This window comes from Pseudomonas laurylsulfativorans, from assembly GCF_002906155.1.
In the GTDB taxonomy this organism is placed as follows: Bacteria; Pseudomonadota; Gammaproteobacteria; order Pseudomonadales; family Pseudomonadaceae; genus Aquipseudomonas; species Aquipseudomonas laurylsulfativorans.
Genome location: NZ_MUJK01000008.1, coordinates 132,816 through 152,706, shown reverse-complemented (window position 1 = coordinate 152,706; position 19,891 = coordinate 132,816). Strand labels below are relative to the sequence as shown.

The window sequence follows — 19,891 nt, the reverse complement described above, 5'->3', positions numbered from 1 at the left end:
GATTTACTTCTTCACCAGCGCCGAGCACGCCGCCTTGTACGCCTCATGCTGATACTTGTTCAGCGTATGTGGCAGCTCGACATTGAATTTCTTGCACTGCGCCGTGATGGTCTGCGGCGACAGCAGGGTCACCTCGCAATTCTCCAGCAACTGGAAAATGCCCTCGATCTTGAACGTCGTCGGCCCACCAGCAAACTCACCTTTCTTGCTGCGCTTTTTGATCGCGATGCGGTCGATGGAGTTCTCACGGACAAACGAAGCGACCTGAGCGGCAAACACTTTGACGTTGGCGGCTTCGTCATCATCGTCCAGGGCAATTTTCTTGGTGGCGAGCGCGACATGGCCCAGCGCCTGACCGTCCAGCGTGGCCACGGCGATGATCGCTTCGCTGCCCTTGATTTCGATGCCGCAGACTTTCATGTTCATTCCCATTAGTGACCGAGGGTGTAGAGCTTACAGCTCAAGTTGACTGGCTGTGATGCCAAACGCTGCGGCGATCTTCTCACGGGTGGCCTTGCGAGGCTTGGCGACGGTTTCTTGCTGGGCGAAGGCCGGTTGGGTGATACCCATGCGTTTGGCCACTTCATCCTGGGTAAGGTTCAAGTGTTCGCGCCAGGCGCGGATGGGAGTAGCACCATCGACGATACGGCTCACCACCTCATGGGGAATCAAGTCGGGCTCGATTTTCTGTGCCACATATTGTGCATAGGGAATGACCACGAAGGCTGGATTACCTTCGGCGTCGTTGATGATTTGAATGTCAGTAGGTGCGTTCATCGCGTTTTTTTACCTCTTGCATACTGACCACTTTGATCGCGCCATCCCAATCAAACATGACCCGATAGTTAGCGACACGCAGTCGATAAGCATAGTCATGACCGACCAGAGCTTTGACATTGCCTACATCGGGCATGCCTGCCAGCGCCGTGATGGCATCACGAACCTGGCCCTGATGAGCGGAATGCAATTTCAGGAGTTGCTTAACGGCCTTTCGAGTCCAGTGGATGCTGCTCATGGAACAATATAAGTCTTTTATAAGATTTGCGAATCTTCGCTTATATTTTCAGGTGGCCAATCAACAACAGTTGTCAGAATATTGCGTGAAAAACCCACAGATTGGGGTTTCTAGGCAGTGCGTGTAGGTGAGGTCGGAGCGTGTTGTAGGAAGAAGGGAAAATACTGTTGAAAGCTGGATGCAGTTCCAGCTTTCACCGGAATATTCAGGACTATTCCTGCCCAATCGACTCCAAAAACTCCGACCGTTCATCACTCATCCGCGCCACACAATCGTTTTGCGCGATGGTGAACGCCTTGCTGCCACTGGTGGCCGGGAAGGCTTCGACGGCGCAGTCTGCGTCGCGGGTCTTCAGCCATTGCTGTTGGGCGGCCTTGAGCTTGGCGGTGATGTCGGCCAGTTGCGACGGGTTTTTGCCGTATTGCGACTGCATGCGGTCGGTCAGGCCCTGGAGGTTTTCCTTGAGCAGGTCTTCGGCGGTGGTTTTGCTGAAGGCCGAGCATTCCAGGGTCTGGACGTCGTTTTCGACTTTGTCGCAGGGGTTGTCGTCGGACTCCTCCGCTGCCTGTACGCCGGTCGCAATCAGTGCCATTGCCAGAATGATCGATTTCATTATCGTCGCCGCTCTTGTCCAGTGAAGCATCCAGTGATGCGGCGAATTCTGGCCCAAGCAGAGGGCCTTGAACAGGTCGGCGATTGTGCCTGGCGACGACCCTTTGTCGCGGATTGACGCTTTCGGCAAACCCCCTGTCGTTTTTGCACCCGGTCGCCGAGGCACCGAGGCATATGCTGGCCCCAAAGCGCCGGCAGACGATTCGGCGCATGAATCGCTAATAAGGGGACAGCCTGATGAGCCCAGCCGAATTGCACGCCGACAGTATCGTTATCGACGGGCTGATTATTGCCAAGTGGAACCGTGAACTGTTCGAAGACATGCGCAAGGGCGGTCTGACCGCAGCCAACTGCACCGTGTCGGTGTGGGAAGGCTTCCAGGCCACCGTCAACAATATCGCCGCCAGCCAGAAGCTGATCCGCGAGAACAGCGACCTGGTGATTCCGGTCCGCACCACCGCTGACATCCGTAAAGCCAAGGAGCAGGGCAAGACCGGCATCCTTTTCGGCTTCCAGAATGCCCACGCCTTTGAAGACCAGATCGGCTATGTCGAAGTCTTCAAGCAGCTCGGCGTTGGCATCGTGCAGATGTGCTACAACACCCAGAACCTGGTGGGCACCGGTTGCTACGAGCGTGACGGCGGCCTGTCGGGCTTCGGTCGCGAAATCGTTGCCGAGATGAACCGCGTTGGCGTCATGTGCGACCTGTCCCACGTCGGTTCCAAGACCTCTGAAGAAGTCATCCTCGAATCGAAAAAACCGGTCTGCTACTCCCACTGCTTGCCGTCGGGTCTGAAAATTCACCCACGCAACAAATCCGATGAAGAACTCAAGTTCATTGCCGACCACGGCGGTTTTGTCGGCGTGACCATGTTCGCGCCGTTCCTGGCCAAGGGCATCGATTCGACCATCGACGACTACGCCGAAGCCATCGAATACACCATGAACATCGTTGGCGAAGACGCGATCGGCATCGGCACCGACTTCACCCAGGGTCATGGCCAGGACTTCTTCGAATACCTGACCCACGACAAGGGCTACGCCCGCCGTCTGACCAGTTTCGGCAAGATCATCAACCCGCTGGGCATCCGCACCGTGGGCGAGTTCCCGAACCTGACCGAGACCCTGCTCAAGCGCGGCCACTCCGAGCGCGTGGTGCGCAAGATCATGGGCGAGAACTGGGTCAACGTCTTGAAAGATGTCTGGGGCGAATAAGCCGCCGCACTTCTGAATCATTTCCCGCTGCCGTCCGTGCAGCGGGCAACACAACGAATTTTCTGGAGTTAAGTTTCCATGGCTAAGATCGCCCCGCAATTGCCAATCGAAGTCGACAGCGAAACCGGTATCTGGACCTCCGACGCCCTGCCGATGCTGTACGTGCCGCGCCATTTCTTCGTCAACAACCACATGGGCATCGAGGAAGTGCTGGGCGCTGAAGCCTATGCCGAAATCCTCTACAAGGCCGGCTACAAGTCCGCCTGGCACTGGTGTGAAAAAGAAGCCGAATGCCACGGCCTGGAAGGTGTAGCGGTGTTCGAGCACTACATGAAGCGCCTGTCGCAGCGCGGCTGGGGCCTGTTCAAGATCCAGGACATCGACCTCGACAAAGGCACCGCCAGCGTCAAGCTCGAACACTCGGCGTTCGTCTACGTGTACGGCAAGGTCGGGCGCAAGGTCGACTACATGTTCACCGGCTGGTTTGCCGGTGCAATGGATCAGATCCTCGCCGCTCGCGGCAGCAAGATCCGCACCGTGGCCGAGCAAGTCTACGGTGGCTCCGAAGAGGGCCACGAAGACGGCTTGTTCATCGTCAAGCCGTTGTAAGTCGAGGAACCCGCCATGGCTTTCGAAGCAATGTTCCAGCCGATCCAGATCGGCAAACTGACCATCCGCAACCGCGTGCTCAGCACCGCGCACGCTGAGGTCTACGCGACCGACGGCGGCATGACCACCGACCGGTACGTCAAGTATTACGAAGAGAAGGCCAAGGGCGGGATCGGCCTGGCGATTTGCGGCGGTTCGTCCGTGGTGGCCATCGACAGCCCGCAGGAATGGTGGAGCTCGGTCAACCTGTCCACCGACCGCATCATCCCGCACTTCCAGAATCTGGCCGACGCCATGCACAAGCACGGCGCCAAGATCATGATTCAGATTACCCACATGGGCCGTCGCTCCCGTTGGGACGGCTTCAACTGGCCGACGCTGATGTCGCCATCGGGCGTGCGTGAGCCGGTGCACCGTGCCACCTGTAAAACCATTGAGCCGGAAGAGATCTGGCGGGTGATCGGCAACTACGCGCAAGCCGCGCGCCGCGCCAAGGCCGGTGGCCTGGACGGTGTCGAGCTGTCGGCCGTGCACCAGCATATGATCGACCAGTTCTGGAGCCCGCGGGTCAACAAGCGTACCGACGAATGGGGTGGCACCTTCGAAGGCCGCATGAAGTTCGGTCTGGAAGTCTTGAAGGCCGTGCGCGCCGAGGTCGGTGACGATTTCTGCGTGGGCATGCGCATCTGTGGTGACGAGTTCCACCCGGATGGCCTGTCCCATGAGGACATGAAACAGATCGCCAAGTATTACGACGACACCGGCATGCTGGATTTCATCGGCGTCGTGGGTTCGGGTTGCGACACCCACAACACCCTGGCCAACGTGATTCCGAACATGAGTTATCCACCGGAGCCGTTCCTGCACCTGGCCGCCGGGATCAAGGAAGTGGTCAAGGTTCCGGTGCTGCACGCGCAGAACATCAAGGACCCGAACCAGGCCACCCGCATTCTGGAAGGCGGCTACGTCGACATGGTCGGCATGACCCGCGCCCACATCGCTGACCCGCACCTGATCGCCAAGATCAAGATGGGCCAGATAGACCAGATCAAACAATGCGTGGGTGCCAACTACTGCATCGACCGTCAGTATCAAGGCCTGGATGTGCTGTGCATCCAGAACGCGGCCACCTCCCGTGAATACATGGGCGTGCCGCACATCATCGAAAAAACCACCGGCGTGAAACGCAAGGTCGTGGTGGTCGGTGCCGGTCCTGCCGGGATGGAAGCGGCACGCGTTGCCGCTGAACGTGGCCACGACGTGACCCTGTTCGAGAAGAAAGAATTCATCGGCGGGCAAATCACCACGGCGTCGAAAGCGCCACAGCGGGACCAGATCGCCGGTATCACCCGTTGGTATCAGCTGGAACTGGCACGCCTGAAAGTCGACCTGCGCCTGGGTACTGCGGCGGATGCACCGACCATCATGGACTTGCGACCAGACGTGGTGGTGCTGGCTGTCGGTGGCCATCCGTTCATCGAGCAGAACGAGCACTGGGGCGCGGCTGAAGGCCTGGTCGTCAGCAGCTGGGACATCCTCGATGGCAAGGTGGCACCGGGCAAGAACGTGCTGGTCTACGACACCATTTGCGAATTCACCGGCATGTCGACCGCCGACTTCATCGCCGACAAGGGTAGCCAGGTCGAGATCGTCACCGACGACATCAAGCCGGGCGTGGCGATTGGCGGTACGTCGTTCCCGACTTACTACCGCAGCATGTACCCCAAAGAAGTGATCATGACCGGCGACATGATGCTGGAGAAGGTCTACCGCGAAGGCGACAAGCTGGTGGCAGTGCTGGAAAACGAATACACCGGCGCCAAAGAGGAGCGGGTGGTGGACCAGGTGGTCGTGGAAAACGGCGTGCGCCCGGATGAGGAAATCTACTACGCACTGAAGGAAGGCTCGCGCAACAAAGGTCAGATCGACGTTGAAGCCTTGTTCGCGATCAAGCCGCAACCTTGCCTGGAGCAGAGCGGCGACGGCTATTTGCTGTTCCGCATCGGCGACTGCGTGGCCCAGCGTAACGTGCATGCTGCGATCTACGACGCACTGCGCTTGTGCAAGGATTTCTAAGAGCATCACCACCATCACTGTGGCGAGGGGGCTTGCCCCCGTTGGGCTGCGAAGCGGCCCTAAAATCAGTCAATGCGGTCTGTCAGTAGAAAACGCATTTGACCGATTTACGACTGCTTCGCAGCCGAACGGGGGCAAGCCTCCTCGCCACAGGTCGGTGCCAAGCCTTTAACGGCAAGCACATGAACCCTTGCAAGACCGAGGTCTTTGGGAGCTTCACCATGTTGAACACCCTTCTTCCAATCCTGTTGTTCGCTGCCCTGGGCCTTGGTGTCCTGGGCGCGTTGCGGCGGGTGGCCATGTGGCGCCGGGGCCGGGCTTCGAAAGTCGACCTGATCGGCGGCCTGTTCGCCATGCCCAAGCGCTACATGGTCGATTTGCACCATGTGGTGGCGCGAGACAAATACATTGCCAACACCCACGTCGCCACGGCTGGCGGTGCGGTGGCGTCCATCGTGCTGGCGATTCTGGTGCATGGTTTCGGCCTGCATAACCGGTTCCTCGGCTATGCGTTGTTGCTGATGTCTGCGGTGATGTTCGTCGGCGCGATCTTTGTTTACCTGCGCCGGCGCAACCCGCCGTCGCGTTTGTCGAAAGGCCCGTGGATGCGCCTGCCGAAAAGCCTGCTGGCGTTCTCGGCGTCGTTTTTCCTGGTCACCCTGCCAGTGGCGGGCATTCTTCCGGAGAACTTCGGCGGCTGGCTGTTGGCGACGATTCTCGGCGTCGGCGTGCTGTGGGGCGTATCGGAACTGTTCTTCGGCATGACCTGGGGCGGGCCGATGAAACACGCCTTCGCCGGTGCGCTGCACCTGGCCTGGCACCGTCGCGCCGAGCGCTTCGGTGGCGGTCGTTCCACGGGCCTCAAGCCTCTGGACTTGAACGACCCGACTGCGCCACTGGGCGTGGAAAAACCCAAGGACTTCACCTGGAACCAGTTGCTCGGCTTCGACGCCTGCGTGCAGTGCGGCAAATGCGAAGCGGCATGCCCGGCGTTCGCCGCCGGCCAGCCGCTGAACCCGAAAAAACTGATTCAGGACATGGTCGTCGGCCTGGCCGGTGGCACCGATGCCAAGTTCGCCGGCAGCCCTTATCCGGGTAAGGCCATTGGCGAGCATTCAGGGAACCCGCATCAACCGATCGTCAACGGTCTGGTCGACGCCGAAACCCTGTGGTCGTGCACCACCTGCCGTGCCTGCGTCGAGGAATGCCCGATGATGATCGAGCACGTCGATGCCATCGTCGACATGCGCCGCCATCTGACCCTGGAAAAAGGCGCGACGCCGAACAAGGGTGCCGAGGTCCTGGAAAACCTGATCGCCACCGACAACCCGGGCGGTTTCGCACCGGGCGGGCGGATGAACTGGGCGGCGGACCTGAACCTCAACCTGCTCAGCGAAAAGAAGTCCACCGACGTGCTGTTCTGGGTTGGCGACGGTGCCTTCGACATGCGCAACCAGCGCACCCTGCGCGCTTTCGTCAAAGTGTTGAAAGCGGCGAAAATCGATTTCGCCGTGCTTGGCCTCGAAGAACGCGACAGCGGTGACGTGGCCCGGCGCCTGGGCGACGAAGCGACCTTCCAGCTGTTGGCCAAACGCAACATCCAGACCCTGGCCAAATACAGCTTCAACCGCATCGTCACCTGCGATCCACACAGCTTCCACGTGCTGAAAAACGAATACGGCGCCTTCGATGGCAACTACCTGGTGCAGCACCACAGCACCTACATGGCAGAAATCATCGATGCTGGCGCGCTCAATCTCGGCCAGCACAAAGGCGACAGCGTGACCTATCACGATCCGTGCTACCTCGGCCGCTACAACGGCGAATACGAGGCACCGCGCCAGGTGTTACGCGCCCTCGGGATTGAAGTGAAAGAGATGCAACGCTCCGGTTTCCGCTCCCGCTGCTGCGGCGGTGGTGGCGGCGCGCCGATCACCGACATTCCCGGCAAGCAGCGGATTCCCGACATGCGCATGGAAGACATCCGCGAAACCGGCGCCGAACTGGTGGCGGTGGGTTGTCCACAATGCACCGCGATGCTCGAAGGCGTGGTCGAACCCCGACCGCTGATCAAGGACATTGCCGAACTGGTGGCTGACGCGTTGCTCGAAGACGCAGCGCCAAGCAAGCCAGCGGCTCCGGCCCAACGTGAACCTGCGGAGGCCCACTGATGAGCGACATTATCCGCCGCGACCCTCGGGCCGAATGGATCGCCCGTAACCGTCTGCATCCGCTGCACGCGGCCATGCAACCGGTGCAACACAGCTGGATGGGGCCCAACGGCGTCATCCGCAAGAACCCTCATGGCATCGGTTTCATTGGCCCCAACGGCATCAAACGCATCGACCGCAGCGGCGCCCAGCAGGGCGGGGCGACCAAACGTTCAGCCGCCGTTGAAGTGCAGTTGCCATTGCATCAGGTGGCCGCGCCAGCGTTTTACATCAGCGTGGTGCCGGACATGGTCGGTGGCCGCTTGAGCAGTCACGACCGCGACCTGTTGGGCCTGGCCCATCAGATGGCCGGAAAGGATGGTGCGGTGTTGGTCGTGGTCTTCGGCGAGCACAAGGAAAACGCTTTCGCCACGGCGGGCGTCGACCGCCTGCTGGTGCTGGAAGGTGAAGCATTCAGCGGTTATGCACCGGAGCAACGGGTCCAGGGCTTGCGGGCTGTGGATAACCAGTTCAGCCCGCGTCACTGGTTGCTGCCGGACAGCCGCAATGGCGGTGGCGAACTCGGTCGGCGTTTTGCTGCGGCACTGGGCGAGCGCCCGGCCACGCGAGTCTGGCAGGTCAAGGATCAGGAGTGCATCGGCCGCGCCGGCGCGGGTCTGCAAGACCTTGCCCGTCCGCTGGCGCGCTTGATTCTGGCGGCTGCCGAGTGCGCCGAACCGGTCAGTGAAACCCGTCACGAAGCCTTGCCGGTGGAGTTATCCACAACCGTGGCGCGCAGCCTGTCGCGGATCGAAGATCTGGGCGCGGTGGCAGTGGACCCGGCGGCGATTCCTATGGCCGAAGCCGAATTCATTTTCTCCGGCGGCAACGGGGTCAAGGACTGGGGACTTTTCCACAGGACCGCCGAAGCCCTCGGCGCGACCGAAGGTGCATCGCGGGTAGCGGTGGACGACGGATTCATGGCCCGCGATCGTCAGGTCGGCGCGTCCGGTACCTGGGTCACCGCACGGGTTTATGTGGCAGTGGGGATTTCCGGGGCGATCCAGCATCTGCAAGGCATCGGTGCCTGCGACAAGGTGGTGGCGATCAACCTCGACCCTGGCTGCGACATGATCAAGCGTGCCGACCTCTCGGTGATCGGCGAGAGTGCGGAGATTCTTCAAGCCTTGATCGAGGCGGTAGAGGCTTACCGCAACGACGCCAAGCGCGATGCGGCTTAAGGGAAGGAAAGGGTTATGAGCACGAAAATCATCAGCCTGGTGTCCATCGGCGCCCACCCGACTTCCGGTCGGCCGCGCCGCGCGGAACAGGATGCGCGGGCGGTAGAACTGGGCCTGCAACTGGCTGGGGATAACCTGCAAGTGCTGCATGCCGGCGACATCGCCGAGCCTGCATTGCGCGCTTACCTGGGCATGGGGCTTGAGCAACTGCATGTGCTGGAACAACCCCAAGGCGCCGACGCGCTACCGGCGCTGACCGACTATTTGCGCGATGCCGGGGCGCAGTTGGTGTTGACCGGCAGCCAGGCGGAAACCGGTGAAGGTTCGGGCATGCTGCCCTTCCTGCTAGCCGAAAGCCTGGGCTGGCCTCTGGTGGTGGGGCTGGCGCAGGTGGAGTCCATCGATGGCGGTTCGGCGCTGGTGCTGCAAGCCTTGCCCCGTGGTCAGCGTCGTCGGTTGAAGGTGCGTTTGCCGTTCCTGGCGACTGTGGATAACGCCGCACCCAAGCCTCGCCAGAGTGCGTACGGCCCGGCCCGACGCGGGGTGTTGCAGGCCAACGACGTGGAAGTCGTCGACGATGAGCTGCTGGCGGTTGCGACATTGCAACCCGCGAAACCTCGGCCAAAACGCTTGAAAGTGATCAAGGCCAAGAGCGGCGCCGATCGAATGAAAGCTGCAACAGCGAAAGCCAGTGGTGGTGGCGGACAAGTGCTCAAAGGCGTCACGGCGCAAGCTGGGGCTGAAGCCATTCTCAAGTTGCTGATTGAAGAAGGCGTCGTCCGCACGAATCCCCTGTAGGAGCGAGCATGCTCGCGATGGTCGTCAACGAAGACGCGGGATGCCTGACTGACTTTGGGGGCCTCAGGTTTTTCGCGAGCAGGCTCGCTCCTACAGTTTTGATCGTCGGTTACCAACATTCACGGGAAAACAATGACAGTTGAATTTCGTTCGGCAGTGCGCGCGGATGCGCGTGAGATTGCGCGGTTGTTCCAGATTTCATCCGAGGGCGCTTCAGACTACATCTGGAGCCAGATCGCAGAGCCCGGCCAGGATCTGTTGGACGTTGGCGCCATTCGATACGCCCGAGACGACGTGGATTTCTCCTACCAGAACTGCCTGATTGCCGAGGCCGAAGGCCAGGTCATTGGCATGATGCACAGCTACGTGATGCGCCACGATCCACTGGCGGTGCCGACGACCGACCCGGTACTGGCGCCTTACGCCGACATGGAGGTACCCGATACCCTGTACATCTCCAGCCTGGCCCTGCATGAAGGCTGGCGTAACCGGGGGCTGGGCGTGCAGTTTCTCGCCCATGCTCAAGAACGCGCCGACCAACTGGGGCTCAATGGTCTGAGCCTGATCGACTACGCCGCCAACACTGGCGCCCGGCGTTTTTACGAGCGGCACGGTTTCGGGATCATCAAGACCTGCCAGGTCACCCCTCATCCCATGATCCGCGTCACCGGTGACGCCTATCTTATGCACAGGCCTTGAGCTTGCTCGAGGGCTCGACCGGCGTCGGTTATCCACAACGCCACGAACCCTCGCTCTCGTCCCACGCCGACGAGGGCGATGAGCTAAAGTTTTCTAGGCGCTGATCAAGGGTGCGGCACGCTTTCGGGAGTTTTCAGACATTCAGCGCTGACTCATGAAACCCGGTTTTTATGACTGGCCTGAATATGAAGACGATCGCTCTTCTGGCGCTCCTTGCATTGGCCATGTGGCTATCCACGGGATTGATCTCTGCTGCCCAGACAAAAGCGCCCGTGGCACCGGCTGAGGCTGATCAGGATTTTTACCGCTGGATAGACTCCGAACAGGGGCGTAGCGCGTCCCTGGCGCAACTGCGGCAACAGTGCGACAAGGTATTGGATGCCGATAGTCACCTCAGCTGTTCGGTGACGGTCTTCGCCAGATTGCTCGAAGCCAAGGCCGCCAACCAACTCCCCGAATACTACCTGGCGATCAAGGCCAAGCATGCCCGGGCGATTGCCGCCAGCGCCGATCTGAAGCCTCTGTTCTCCACGTTTGGCAGCAAATCACTGGCTATCCTGGCGGCGACCGGCGATTTCACGGTCAACGGTTCGGCGCGGCATGAGGTGCTGCCGCTCCACCCATATGCCAACGACTTTTACATCGCTGAACAAGTGCTGCCATTTATCGAGGTCGGCTCGGCCAATGGTGTCACGGCGCGTTTTGTACTGGACACGGGCGCGCCGCAAACCCGGGTCAACATCGGCACTGCGAAACAGATGGGCATCAAGTTGTTGCCCGATGCTTTTTATCGCTACAGCACGTTTTATGGCGAAAAGGACCTGGCCGCGAGGCTGGGAATTCTCAGGTCGCTGAAAGTCGGCACCCGCGAATTCAGGAACGTCCTGGTCTTTGTCAGCGACCGGGACAATCTGTTGGGGCTGGATCTGATCAGCAAGCTGGGGCGCCTGAAGATCACCAGCAGAACACTGGAGCTGAATCCGCCGCCGGCCACACGCTGTGATGCGTCGATTGTCATCAGCCGCCTGGATCTCAATCAACGGCTGGTGGTGGCCGCACAACTGGATCGCCGGGTAACGCAGGCCATCATCGATACCGGAAATGTCGACTACCTGACGGCCTCGTCACCTGGCAGGAAACTCAGCGATGCACAGGCGCTGACACCGGGAAGCTCGGGCGTTTCCACCCACGACAACAAGCGCTTTCAACGCTTCGACGGCGTATTGGCCCTGCAAGGCAATACCATGGCGGTCACCTACAAATACTACCCGGGCTTTACCATCCCGCCGTCGCTGATCGACGGGCAATACGTCCCGTCGATATTGCTCGGATGGCGCGCCTTCAAGGACTTTGAATTGAACCTGGACCTGGATTCAGGTCACTCATGCCTCAATAAAATCTGAACAACGCCGGTGTTTACCCACAATCCCTGTTGGTGGTTCTGTGGATAACATGTTCGCCCCTCGCTGCACCCCATACAAATCAAGCCCTGCAAGCCGTTGCTTAAAAAACAACCAGCCTTGCTCGTGATTTTTTTAAGCTTTTTCAAGGGGATAAGTGCTGTTGTTGAGGCAGAGTTGCCCCCAATCTCTGTTTGCGCTTCTGTGGATAAGATGTTTGCTGTCGGCTGTAGGCCTTATAAACAGAGGCTTTCATTGGTGTGATCAAAAAGTGATCAATTGAGGGTTCTGAGTCGTAGAGTTCCACATAAACGCTGGTTTCTTACGGCTTATAGCGGTTTTCCACAGAGCCTTCGAAGTTAACCCCAAAGTCTGTTGGCGCTTCTGTGGATAAGGTGTTTGCCATCCTCTGAAAGCCATGCCGTTCGTGCCCTTCAGGCTTTTGATCAAAAAATGATCAGTCCGTCAGTGGAAGCATGCTTCTGGATAAGTCACGGTTTTTCTTTGGTTTTTATAGAGAATTTTTGCAACCTTTCCACAGTTGTCCCCAATAGCTGTGGGTGGAGGTGTGGATAACTTGTTTGCGGAAGGCTGGGAGGTGCGGTGGGCATAGGCCTGAACGAGATAGATCATATTTCGTACAGTTCTAACAGATCCTTGTAGGAGCGAGCTTGCTCGCGATGGTCGTTAACGATGGCGCGTGTTTTCTGGTTAAACGCGGCGCTCTCAAGTCCATCGCGAGCAAGCTCGCTCCTACAGGAATTCATTTAGCCGCTAACCGGCACACCCTTGAGGTACGGCGCAGGCTCGGCCCCCAGGTTGCTCAGAAGACGCTCGCTGTACCAGTCCACGAAGTTCACAACACCGAACTCATAGGTCTTGGAGTACGGACCAGGCTGGTACGCGGTGGAGTTGATGCCGCGCTGGTTCTCTTCGGCCAAGCGACGGTCCTGGTCGTTGGTGGCGTCCCAGACCTGGCGCATGCGCTCCACGTCGTAGTCCACGCCTTCGACTGCGTCCTTGTGCACGATCCACTTGGTGGTGACCATGGTTTCCTGGGCGCTGATCGGCCACACGGTGAACACGATGATGTGGTCGCCCATGCAGTGGTTCCAGGAGTGCGGCAGGTGCAGGATGCGCATCGAGCCCAGGTCCGGGTTCTTGATACGGCCCATCAGCTTGGCGCAGCCCTGTTTGCCGTCCAGGGTCATCGACACGGTGCCCTTGAGCAGCGGCATGCGCACGATGCGGTTACGCAGGCCGAAGCTGGCGTGGGCGTAAGGGATCTTCTCGGCTTCCCAGGCAGCGGCGGAGGCGGCTACGTGGTCCTTGAACGCCTGGTCGGCGCGCGGGTCGGTGACGTCGTCCCATTCGAGCAGGGTTTTCAGCAGTTCCGGGTGCGACGCGTTGCAGTGGTAGCACTCGCGGTTGTTTTCCAGCACAAGCTTCCAGTTGGCCTTTTCCATCAAAGTGGTGGTGATCGCCACCTTGGTGTTCTCCATGTCGTACGGTTCCATGTAATGGTTCAGTGTCGACAGGAAGTCATCGATGGCAGGCGGGTTCTCCGCCAGGCTGATGAAGATGTAGCCGCCAGCGGTCTTCACGTTCACCGGTTTGAGGCCGTACTGGTTCATGTCGAAGTCGGCGCCCATTTCGGTGCCGGCGAACAGCAGGCGGCCGTCGAGTTCGTAGGTCCACTGGTGGTAGTGGCAGACCAGTTTGGCGACCTTGCCTTTCTCGCTGGTGCACAGGCGCGAGCCACGGTGGCGGCAGACGTTATGGAACGCATGCACCACGCCTTCGGCGCCACGGATCACGATGATCGGGTTCTTGCCGATCTGCAGGGTCAGGTAGTTGCCCTTGGTAGGGATCTCGCAGGTCATGCCGGCGATCAGCCACTCTTTCTGAAAGATTTCCTGCATGTCGATATCAAACAGGCGCTCGTCCGAGTAAAACGGCTGCGGCAGCGAGAAGGTACGCTCGCGCTCTTGCAGCATCTGCGCAGTGGCCTTGCGTGCGGGTTCCAGCGGATCGCCCAGGCTCAGGGTAGTAGTGACGTCCATCGTTTAATCCTCAAGGCCATTCTGTGTGGCCGGCGAAAGTGGCTAATCAGGTGTACTGCTTTGGGTAACTACGCAAGGTGTAAAGGGAGTGTCTAGGTATGGGGCGAGTGTGGGGCCGGCGCTGGCCAGAACCTTATCCATGGGCGACATGGTGCAATCTGTTCCCGACGCGCAAGCCCCGGTCGTTGGGGGCTGGTCGCGATAAGCATGTCAATGTCGCAGATAGGTAAATGGGTGGTTCGCGCTATACGCAGAATCGCCAACATGAAGGCCGACAGTCGGCCGTGGAGATCAGCATGTCCAATAGTTTCCTGAATCCGGTAACCACCCAGACCTGGGCCAATGGTCGGCACATCGTCCGTTGCGTCAAAGTCATCCAGGAAACCTGGGATGTGCGCACCTTTTGCTTCATGGCCGACCAGCCGATCCTGTTCTTTTTCAAGCCGGGGCAGTTCGTCACCCTGGAGCTGGAAATCGAAGGCCAGCCGATCATGCGTTCGTACACCATTTCCAGCTCGCCATCGGTGCCGTACAGCTTTTCGGTGACCATCAAGCGCGTGCCGGGCGGCAAGGTCTCGAACTGGCTGCACGACACCCTGCACGAAGGCCAGGAGCTGGCGGTGCACGGCCCGGTCGGGCTGTTCAACGCGATGGACTTCACCGCGCCGAAAGTACTCTACCTTAGCGGCGGCGTTGGTATCACGCCGGTCATGTCCATGGCGCGCTGGTTCTACGACACCAACGGTAATGTCGACATGGTGTTTATCCATAGCGCCCGTTCGCCTAAAGACATCATTTACCACCGTGAGCTGGAACACATGGCGTCGCGGATCGACAACTTCAGCCTGCACCTGATCTGCGAGAAGCACGGTATGGGTGAGCCCTGGGCCGGTTATCGCGGTTACCTGAACCACAGAATGCTTGAACTGATGGCGCCCGACTTCCTTGAGCGCGAAGTATTCTGCTGCGGCCCGACACCGTATATGAATGCGGTCAAGCGCTTGCTGGAAGCCGCTGGCTTCGACATGTCGCGTTATCACGAAGAATCCTTCGGCGCGACCCCGCCAGAGGCCCGCGCTGACGCCGTGGAACACGCCGAACAAGCGGCCGAGGCACCGGAAGTCGACGCCGCGGACTTGCATCAAGTGGAGTTCATCGCCTCCGGCAAGAGCATTCGCGTGGCACCGGGCGAGACCGTGCATGCGGCGGCGGCCAAGGTCGGCCTGATGATCCCGAAAGCCTGCGGCATGGGCATCTGTGGCACCTGCAAGGTGTTGAAGCTGGGTGGCGAAGTGGAGATGGAGCACAACGGCGGGATCACCGAGGAAGACGAAGCCGAAGGGTACATCCTGTCGTGCTGCAGCGTGCCGAAGGGGGATGTGCGGATCGAGTTCTAATTGCTGTGAAATGCCTCTTGTAGGAGCGAGCTTGCTCGCGATGGACTTGAAAACGCCGCGTTTATCCAGAAAGCACGCGTTATCGTTAGCCTCCATCGCGAGCGAGCTCGCTCCTACAGGGGGGGTCAATCGATAAACAGATCTGTCATCAGCTTGTCGTTGCTGTCCGGCGCGAACCGATAGTGTTCGAACTCCGTCACCCCGTTCTTCCGCAGTATCTCCTCATCAATCAACAACTGCCCGGTCAGGCTGCGATTCGTGCTACCGAGAATGACGTGGGCCGCATCGGCCATGATCGCCGGCGTCCTGGCGTGCTTGAACGACTCCCTCGACCCCAACTGAAACTCGATCGCGGCGGTGGCGATCATCGTCTGTGGCCATAGCGAGTTGACGCTGATCCCGTAATTCTTGAATTCCTCACTCATGCCCAACGTCAGCATGCTCATGCCGTACTTGGTGACAGTGTAGGGGCTGTATTGGGCGAACCACTTGGTGGCCAGGTTCAGCGGCGGGGACAGGTTGAGGATGTGGCCGCCGGATTTTTTCAGGTACGGCAACGCAGCCTGGCTGCACAGCAAGACGGCGCGGGTGTTGATCTGGTGCATGAGGTCGAAGCGCTTGAGTTCGAGGTGCTGTACGCCTGTCAGCTTGATCGCCCCGGCGTTGTTGACCAGCGCATCGATGCCACCGAAATGTTCGTTGGCCTGGGCCAGTGCCTCGCGTACGGCATCCTCTTCACGCACGTCCACCTGCAAGGCCAGTGCCTTGCCGCCTGCCGCTTCCACTTCCTGGGCCACACTGAAAATCGTGCCCGGCAGCTTGGCATGGGGTTCGGCGCTTTTGGCGGCGATCACGATGTTGGCGCCATCGCGGGCGGCCCGCAGTGCGATCTCGCGGCCGATGCCGCGGCTGGCGCCGGTGATGAACAGGGTTTTGCCTTGAAGGGACATGCGTGCGCTCCTGGTTATTGTTATGTGAGCACAGGCTCGACAAACAATGTAGACCATGAGCGCGCACTGCTTTGTGTAGGAGCTGGCTTGCCAGCGATCCGGACGACGCGGTACCAGGTCGGCCGTCATCGCTGGCAAGCCAGCTCCTACAGGATGTGCACAGAGAAATTTAGTGAGACATCACTTCACGAATGTCCTTCGCCAACTCACGCACTCGCTCTTCCTCGGTGTCCCACGAGCACATGAAGCGTGCGCCGCCGTTGCCGATGAAGGTGTAGAAACGCCAGCCCTTGGCGGTCAGCGCGGCGATGGCCGGTTCCGAGAGTTGCAGGAACACGCCGTTGGCCTGTACCGGGAACATCAGCTCCACGCCGGGAATGTCGCTGACCAGTTCGGCCAACAATTGAGCGCAGTGATTGGCGTGATTGGCGTATTTGAGCCAGGCGTCGTTTTCCAGGACCCCGACCCACGGTGCCGACAGGAAGCGCATCTTTGAAGCAAGCTGCCCGGCCTGTTTGCAGCGGTAGTCGAAGTCTTCAGCCAGTTTGTGGTTGAAGAACAGGATGGCTTCGCCCACGGCCATGCCGTTTTTCGTGCCGCCAAAGCACAGCACGTCGACGCCGGCCTTCCAGGTCAGGTCAGCCGGGGTGCAGCCGAGGAATGCGCAAGCGTTGGAGAAACGCGCGCCGTCCATGTGCAGGTTCAGGCCCAGTTCCTTGCAGGTAGCGCTGATGGCGCGGATTTCGTCCGGGGTGTAGACGCTGCCGACTTCGGTGGCCTGGGTCAGGGTCACGACGCGGGGTTTCGGGTAGTGGATGTCCTGGCGCTTGAGCGCAACCTCACGGATCGAGTCCGGGGTCAGCTTGCCGTTTTCCGTGCGGGCGATCAGCAGTTTGGAGCCGTTGGAGAAGAATTCCGGGGCGCCGCATTCGTCGGTTTCGACGTGGGCGGTTTCCGAGCAGATCACGCTGTGGTAACTCTGGCACAGGGACGACAGTGCCAGCGAGTTGGCGGCGGTGCCGTTGAAGGCGAAAAACACTTCGCAGTCGGTTTCGAACAGCTTGCGGAAACCGTCGGAGGCGCGGGCGGTCCACTCGTCGTCGCCGTATGCACGCTGGTGGCCGTGGTTGGCCTGTTCCATGGCTGCCCAGGCTTCAGGGCAGATGCCGGAATAGTTGTCGCTGGCGAATTGTTGGCTCTTGTCGGTCATGGCCTGCTTCCGTGGTCGAGATGCCTATGGTGAAGCGTCCCGTGGTCAATGAGGGTGCGCACTGTACCCAAGATCGTCAGGTGGAGTGCACAGGATGTCGCTGTCGGGAAAATACAGTGTCGAAGGGCAATTATGCACGTGACAATAGACAAGACCATGCACTTAAAGCAGCGGGACGGGGCACTGGATCTGCTCAAGTGGCTGGCGCTTTTGAGCATGGTGCTCGATCACCTGCGATATGTCGGGTATTCCGCCGATTGGCTGTATGTGCCGGGACGCCTGGCATTTCCGTGGTTCTGCCTGGCGATGGCGGCCAATCTGGCGCGCGTACGGACTACGACGACCGGTGGCCAGTGGCGCTATCTGGGCTGGCTGTTGCTGTTCAGCGCGGTGAGTGAAATTCCTTATCGAATGTTCATTTCCAGTCCCGACACCTTGAATGTGCTGCCTACCCTTGCCCTGGGCTTGCTGGTGGTTCGTGGCTGGCAGCAACCGGTGCTTGCGTCGCGCCTGCTGGCTGTTGGCGCGGTGCTGCTGGCAGGGTTTTTCTCCCAGCGATTGATGTTCGGTTTTTTTGGCGTTCTGTTGCCGCTGGCCTTGCTGCTCGTACTGCATCGACCCTGGTATTTCGGGCTGTTGGCGGGGCTGGTCTGTGTGGCCGCCAACCAATGGCAGGTGCTGTATCACGCTGCCCGGCTGGGCAATGCCGCGGCGATTCCGGCCATCGTCACGTGCCTGATTGCGCCATGGCTGGGGCTGTTCTTGTTGCGACATGCAAAGGGCGTAAAACCACCACCGATGCGGCGTTGGGCGTATGCGCTCTATCCCGTGCATTTCCTGTTGTTGCTTGCAGTGCGCCAACTCATTGCCTGACTCTGCTTTTGTGGCGAGGGGGCTTGCCCCCGTTGGGCTGCGTAGCGGCCCCGAATGCTGGAACAGCGTTTTTTCAGGTACACCACGCCTGCCGGATTTGCGACTGCTTCGCAGTCGAACGGGGGCAAGCCCCCTCGCCACAGAGATATCCTCAGCCCAGCCATTTCCCGCCATGTCGTAAACGAACCTTTGCGTGGCGCCCGTAGGCATTTGACGACTCCAAGCCAGTCATACCATCGCTATCAAAGGGCACTGCCGAAAAACCAGTGCCTCACCGAGACGAATGGCGCACCGCCGCCGCTGGGAGAGACGCGATGTTCAGCAAGCAAGACCAGATCCAGGGTTACGACGATGCACTGCTGGCGGCGATGAATGCCGAAGAGCAACGTCAGGAAGATCACATCGAGCTGATCGCGTCGGAGAACTACACCAGCAAACGCGTCATGGAAGCGCAAGGCAGCGGCCTGACCAACAAGTACGCCGAAGGCTACCCGGGCAAGCGCTACTACGGCGGTTGCGAACACGTCGACAAGGTTGAAGCCCTGGCCATCGAACGCGCCAAGCAACTGTTTGGCGCCGATTACGCCAACGTCCAGCCGCACTCCGGCTCCTCGGCCAACAGCGCCGTGTACCTGGCCCTGCTGCAAGCTGGCGACACCATCCTCGGTATGAGCCTGGCCCATGGCGGTCACCTGACCCACGGCGCCAAAGTGTCGTCCTCGGGCAAGCTATACAACGCCGTGCAGTACGGCATCGATACCAAGACCGGCCTGATCGATTACGACGAAGTCGAGCGCCTGGCGGTTGAGTGCAAACCGAAGATGATCGTTGCCGGTTTCTCGGCCTACTCCAAGACGCTGGACTTCCCACGCTTCCGTCAGATCGCCGACAAGGTCGGTGCGCTGCTGTTCGTCGACATGGCCCACGTGGCCGGTCTGGTCGCTGCCGGCCTGTACCCGAACCCGCTGCCGTACGCCGATGTGGTCACCACCACCACCCACAAGACCCTGCGTGGTCCACGTGGCGGCCTGATCCTGGCCAAGTCCAACGAAGAAATCGAGAAGAAGCTCAACGCGGCAGTTTTCCCGGGTGCCCAGGGCGGCCCGCTGATGCACGTGATCGCTGGTAAGGCGGTGTGCTTCAAGGAAGCGCTGGAGCCTGGCTTCAAGGCTTACCAACAACAAGTGATCGACAACGCCCAGGCCATGGCCGGCGTGTTTATCAAACGCGGCTACGATGTAGTGTCCGGCGGCACCGATAACCACCTGTTCCTGGTCAGCCTGATCCGTCAGGGCCTGACCGGCAAAGACGCGGATGCCGCCCTCGGTCGCGCCCACATCACTGTGAACAAGAACGCTGTCCCGAACGATCCACAGTCGCCGTTCGTGACCTCCGGCCTGCGCATCGGCACCCCGGCGGTCACCACCCGCGGCTTCAAGGTGACCCAGTGCGTCACGCTGGCCGGCTGGATCTGCGACATCCTCGACAACCTCGGCGATGCCGATGTCGAGGCCAATGTCGCCGAGCAAGTGGCAGCCCTGTGCGCGGACTTCCCGGTTTATCGCTGAGTGCGGTTTTGGAGT

At 60.0% G+C, this 19,891-nt stretch carries 18 protein-coding genes; 11 read left to right on the top strand and 7 right to left on the bottom strand.

The annotated features are described in order from the left end of the window. Positions 1-3 precede the first annotated feature (3 nt). The 4 genes from B0D71_RS22630 to B0D71_RS22615 all read right to left on the bottom strand — a co-directional run bounded on the left by B0D71_RS22630 (position 4) and on the right by B0D71_RS22615 (position 1,628). Positions 4-420 carry a DUF3010 family protein gene (locus B0D71_RS22630; RefSeq protein WP_103396774.1) on the bottom strand — a complete coding sequence of 139 codons (417 nt, stop codon included), beginning with the start codon at positions 418-420 and terminating at the stop codon, positions 4-6. A 33-nt stretch (positions 421-453) separates the two neighbouring features. Continuing rightward, the gene (locus B0D71_RS22625; protein ID WP_103396692.1) at positions 454-777 is read right to left on the bottom strand and encodes a helix-turn-helix domain-containing protein; all 324 of its coding nucleotides are present in this window, start codon (positions 775-777) and stop codon (positions 454-456) included. Then, positions 761-1,015: a type II toxin-antitoxin system RelE family toxin gene (locus B0D71_RS22620; protein ID WP_103396691.1), complete on the bottom strand. Its 255-nt coding sequence runs from the start codon at positions 1,013-1,015 to the stop codon at positions 761-763. Before B0D71_RS22620 ends, B0D71_RS22625 begins: the two co-directional genes overlap by 17 nt. A gap of 211 nt (positions 1,016-1,226) precedes the next feature. Beyond that, positions 1,227-1,628 carry a lysozyme inhibitor LprI family protein gene (locus B0D71_RS22615; RefSeq protein WP_103396690.1) on the bottom strand — a complete coding sequence of 134 codons (402 nt, stop codon included), beginning with the start codon at positions 1,626-1,628 and terminating at the stop codon, positions 1,227-1,229. Positions 1,629-1,864: 236 nt separating this feature from the next. Between B0D71_RS22615 and B0D71_RS22610 the strand changes: the two genes are divergently transcribed. The 8 genes from B0D71_RS22610 (at position 1,865) to B0D71_RS22575 (ending at position 11,818) form a co-directional block, all read left to right on the top strand. Next, positions 1,865-2,842 (top strand): dipeptidase, encoded by a 978-nt coding sequence (locus tag B0D71_RS22610; RefSeq protein WP_008033250.1) that lies wholly within the window; start codon positions 1,865-1,867, stop codon positions 2,840-2,842. Between the two features lie 78 nt (positions 2,843-2,920). Next, the gene (locus tag B0D71_RS22605; RefSeq protein ID WP_103396689.1) at positions 2,921-3,451 is read left to right on the top strand and encodes a DUF5943 domain-containing protein; all 531 of its coding nucleotides are present in this window, start codon (positions 2,921-2,923) and stop codon (positions 3,449-3,451) included. A 15-nt stretch (positions 3,452-3,466) separates the two neighbouring features. Then, positions 3,467-5,527 (top strand): dimethylglycine demethylation protein DgcA, encoded by a 2,061-nt coding sequence (gene dgcA / locus B0D71_RS22600; protein WP_103396688.1) that lies wholly within the window; start codon positions 3,467-3,469, stop codon positions 5,525-5,527. Between the two features lie 221 nt (positions 5,528-5,748). Next, positions 5,749-7,698, top strand: coding sequence for a dimethylglycine demethylation protein DgcB (dgcB, locus tag B0D71_RS22595; protein ID WP_103396773.1), 1,950 nt, complete (start codon positions 5,749-5,751; stop codon positions 7,696-7,698). Further along, complete coding sequence (etfA, locus tag B0D71_RS22590; protein ID WP_103396687.1) at positions 7,698-8,918, top strand: electron transfer flavoprotein subunit alpha; 1,221 nt, start codon at positions 7,698-7,700, stop codon at positions 8,916-8,918. The genes dgcB and etfA overlap by 1 nt, the downstream gene beginning before the upstream one ends. Before the next feature lie 15 nt (positions 8,919-8,933). After that, a complete protein-coding gene (etfB, locus tag B0D71_RS22585; RefSeq protein ID WP_103396686.1) occupies positions 8,934-9,716 on the top strand; it encodes an electron transfer flavoprotein subunit beta in 783 nt (260 codons plus the stop codon). Between the two features lie 132 nt (positions 9,717-9,848). Beyond that, entirely contained in the window at positions 9,849-10,415 is a 567-nt protein-coding gene (locus B0D71_RS22580; RefSeq protein WP_103396685.1) for a GNAT family N-acetyltransferase, read from the top strand. A 185-nt stretch (positions 10,416-10,600) separates the two neighbouring features. Then, the gene (locus B0D71_RS22575) at positions 10,601-11,818 is read left to right on the top strand and encodes a retropepsin-like aspartic protease (protein ID WP_240635725.1); all 1,218 of its coding nucleotides are present in this window, start codon (positions 10,601-10,603) and stop codon (positions 11,816-11,818) included. A 764-nt stretch (positions 11,819-12,582) separates the two neighbouring features. On the opposite strand, the gene gbcA is transcribed toward B0D71_RS22575, so the two are convergent. After that, the gene (gbcA, locus tag B0D71_RS22565) at positions 12,583-13,878 is read right to left on the bottom strand and encodes a glycine-betaine demethylase subunit GbcA (protein WP_103396683.1); all 1,296 of its coding nucleotides are present in this window, start codon (positions 13,876-13,878) and stop codon (positions 12,583-12,585) included. Positions 13,879-14,174: 296 nt separating this feature from the next. On the opposite strand from gbcA, the gene gbcB reads away from it, so the two are divergent. After that, positions 14,175-15,275: a glycine-betaine demethylase subunit GbcB gene (gene gbcB / locus B0D71_RS22555; protein ID WP_103396771.1), complete on the top strand. Its 1,101-nt coding sequence runs from the start codon at positions 14,175-14,177 to the stop codon at positions 15,273-15,275. Positions 15,276-15,400: 125 nt separating this feature from the next. On the opposite strand, the gene B0D71_RS22545 is transcribed toward gbcB, so the two are convergent. Together B0D71_RS22545 and B0D71_RS22540 are read right to left on the bottom strand one after the other, a co-directional pair. Continuing rightward, entirely contained in the window at positions 15,401-16,225 is an 825-nt protein-coding gene (locus tag B0D71_RS22545) for an SDR family oxidoreductase (protein WP_103396682.1), read from the bottom strand. A gap of 169 nt (positions 16,226-16,394) precedes the next feature. Further along, complete coding sequence (locus B0D71_RS22540) at positions 16,395-17,435, bottom strand: threonine aldolase family protein (protein WP_103396681.1); 1,041 nt, start codon at positions 17,433-17,435, stop codon at positions 16,395-16,397. Between the two features lie 156 nt (positions 17,436-17,591). Here B0D71_RS22540 and B0D71_RS22535 point away from each other — a divergent pair, with 156 nt between their 5' ends. Then, positions 17,592-18,308 (top strand): TraX family protein, encoded by a 717-nt coding sequence (locus B0D71_RS22535; protein WP_103396680.1) that lies wholly within the window; start codon positions 17,592-17,594, stop codon positions 18,306-18,308. A gap of 314 nt (positions 18,309-18,622) precedes the next feature. Continuing rightward, positions 18,623-19,876: a serine hydroxymethyltransferase gene (gene glyA, locus B0D71_RS22530; protein WP_008048190.1), complete on the top strand. Its 1,254-nt coding sequence runs from the start codon at positions 18,623-18,625 to the stop codon at positions 19,874-19,876. The last annotated feature ends 15 nt before the right edge of the window (positions 19,877-19,891 follow it).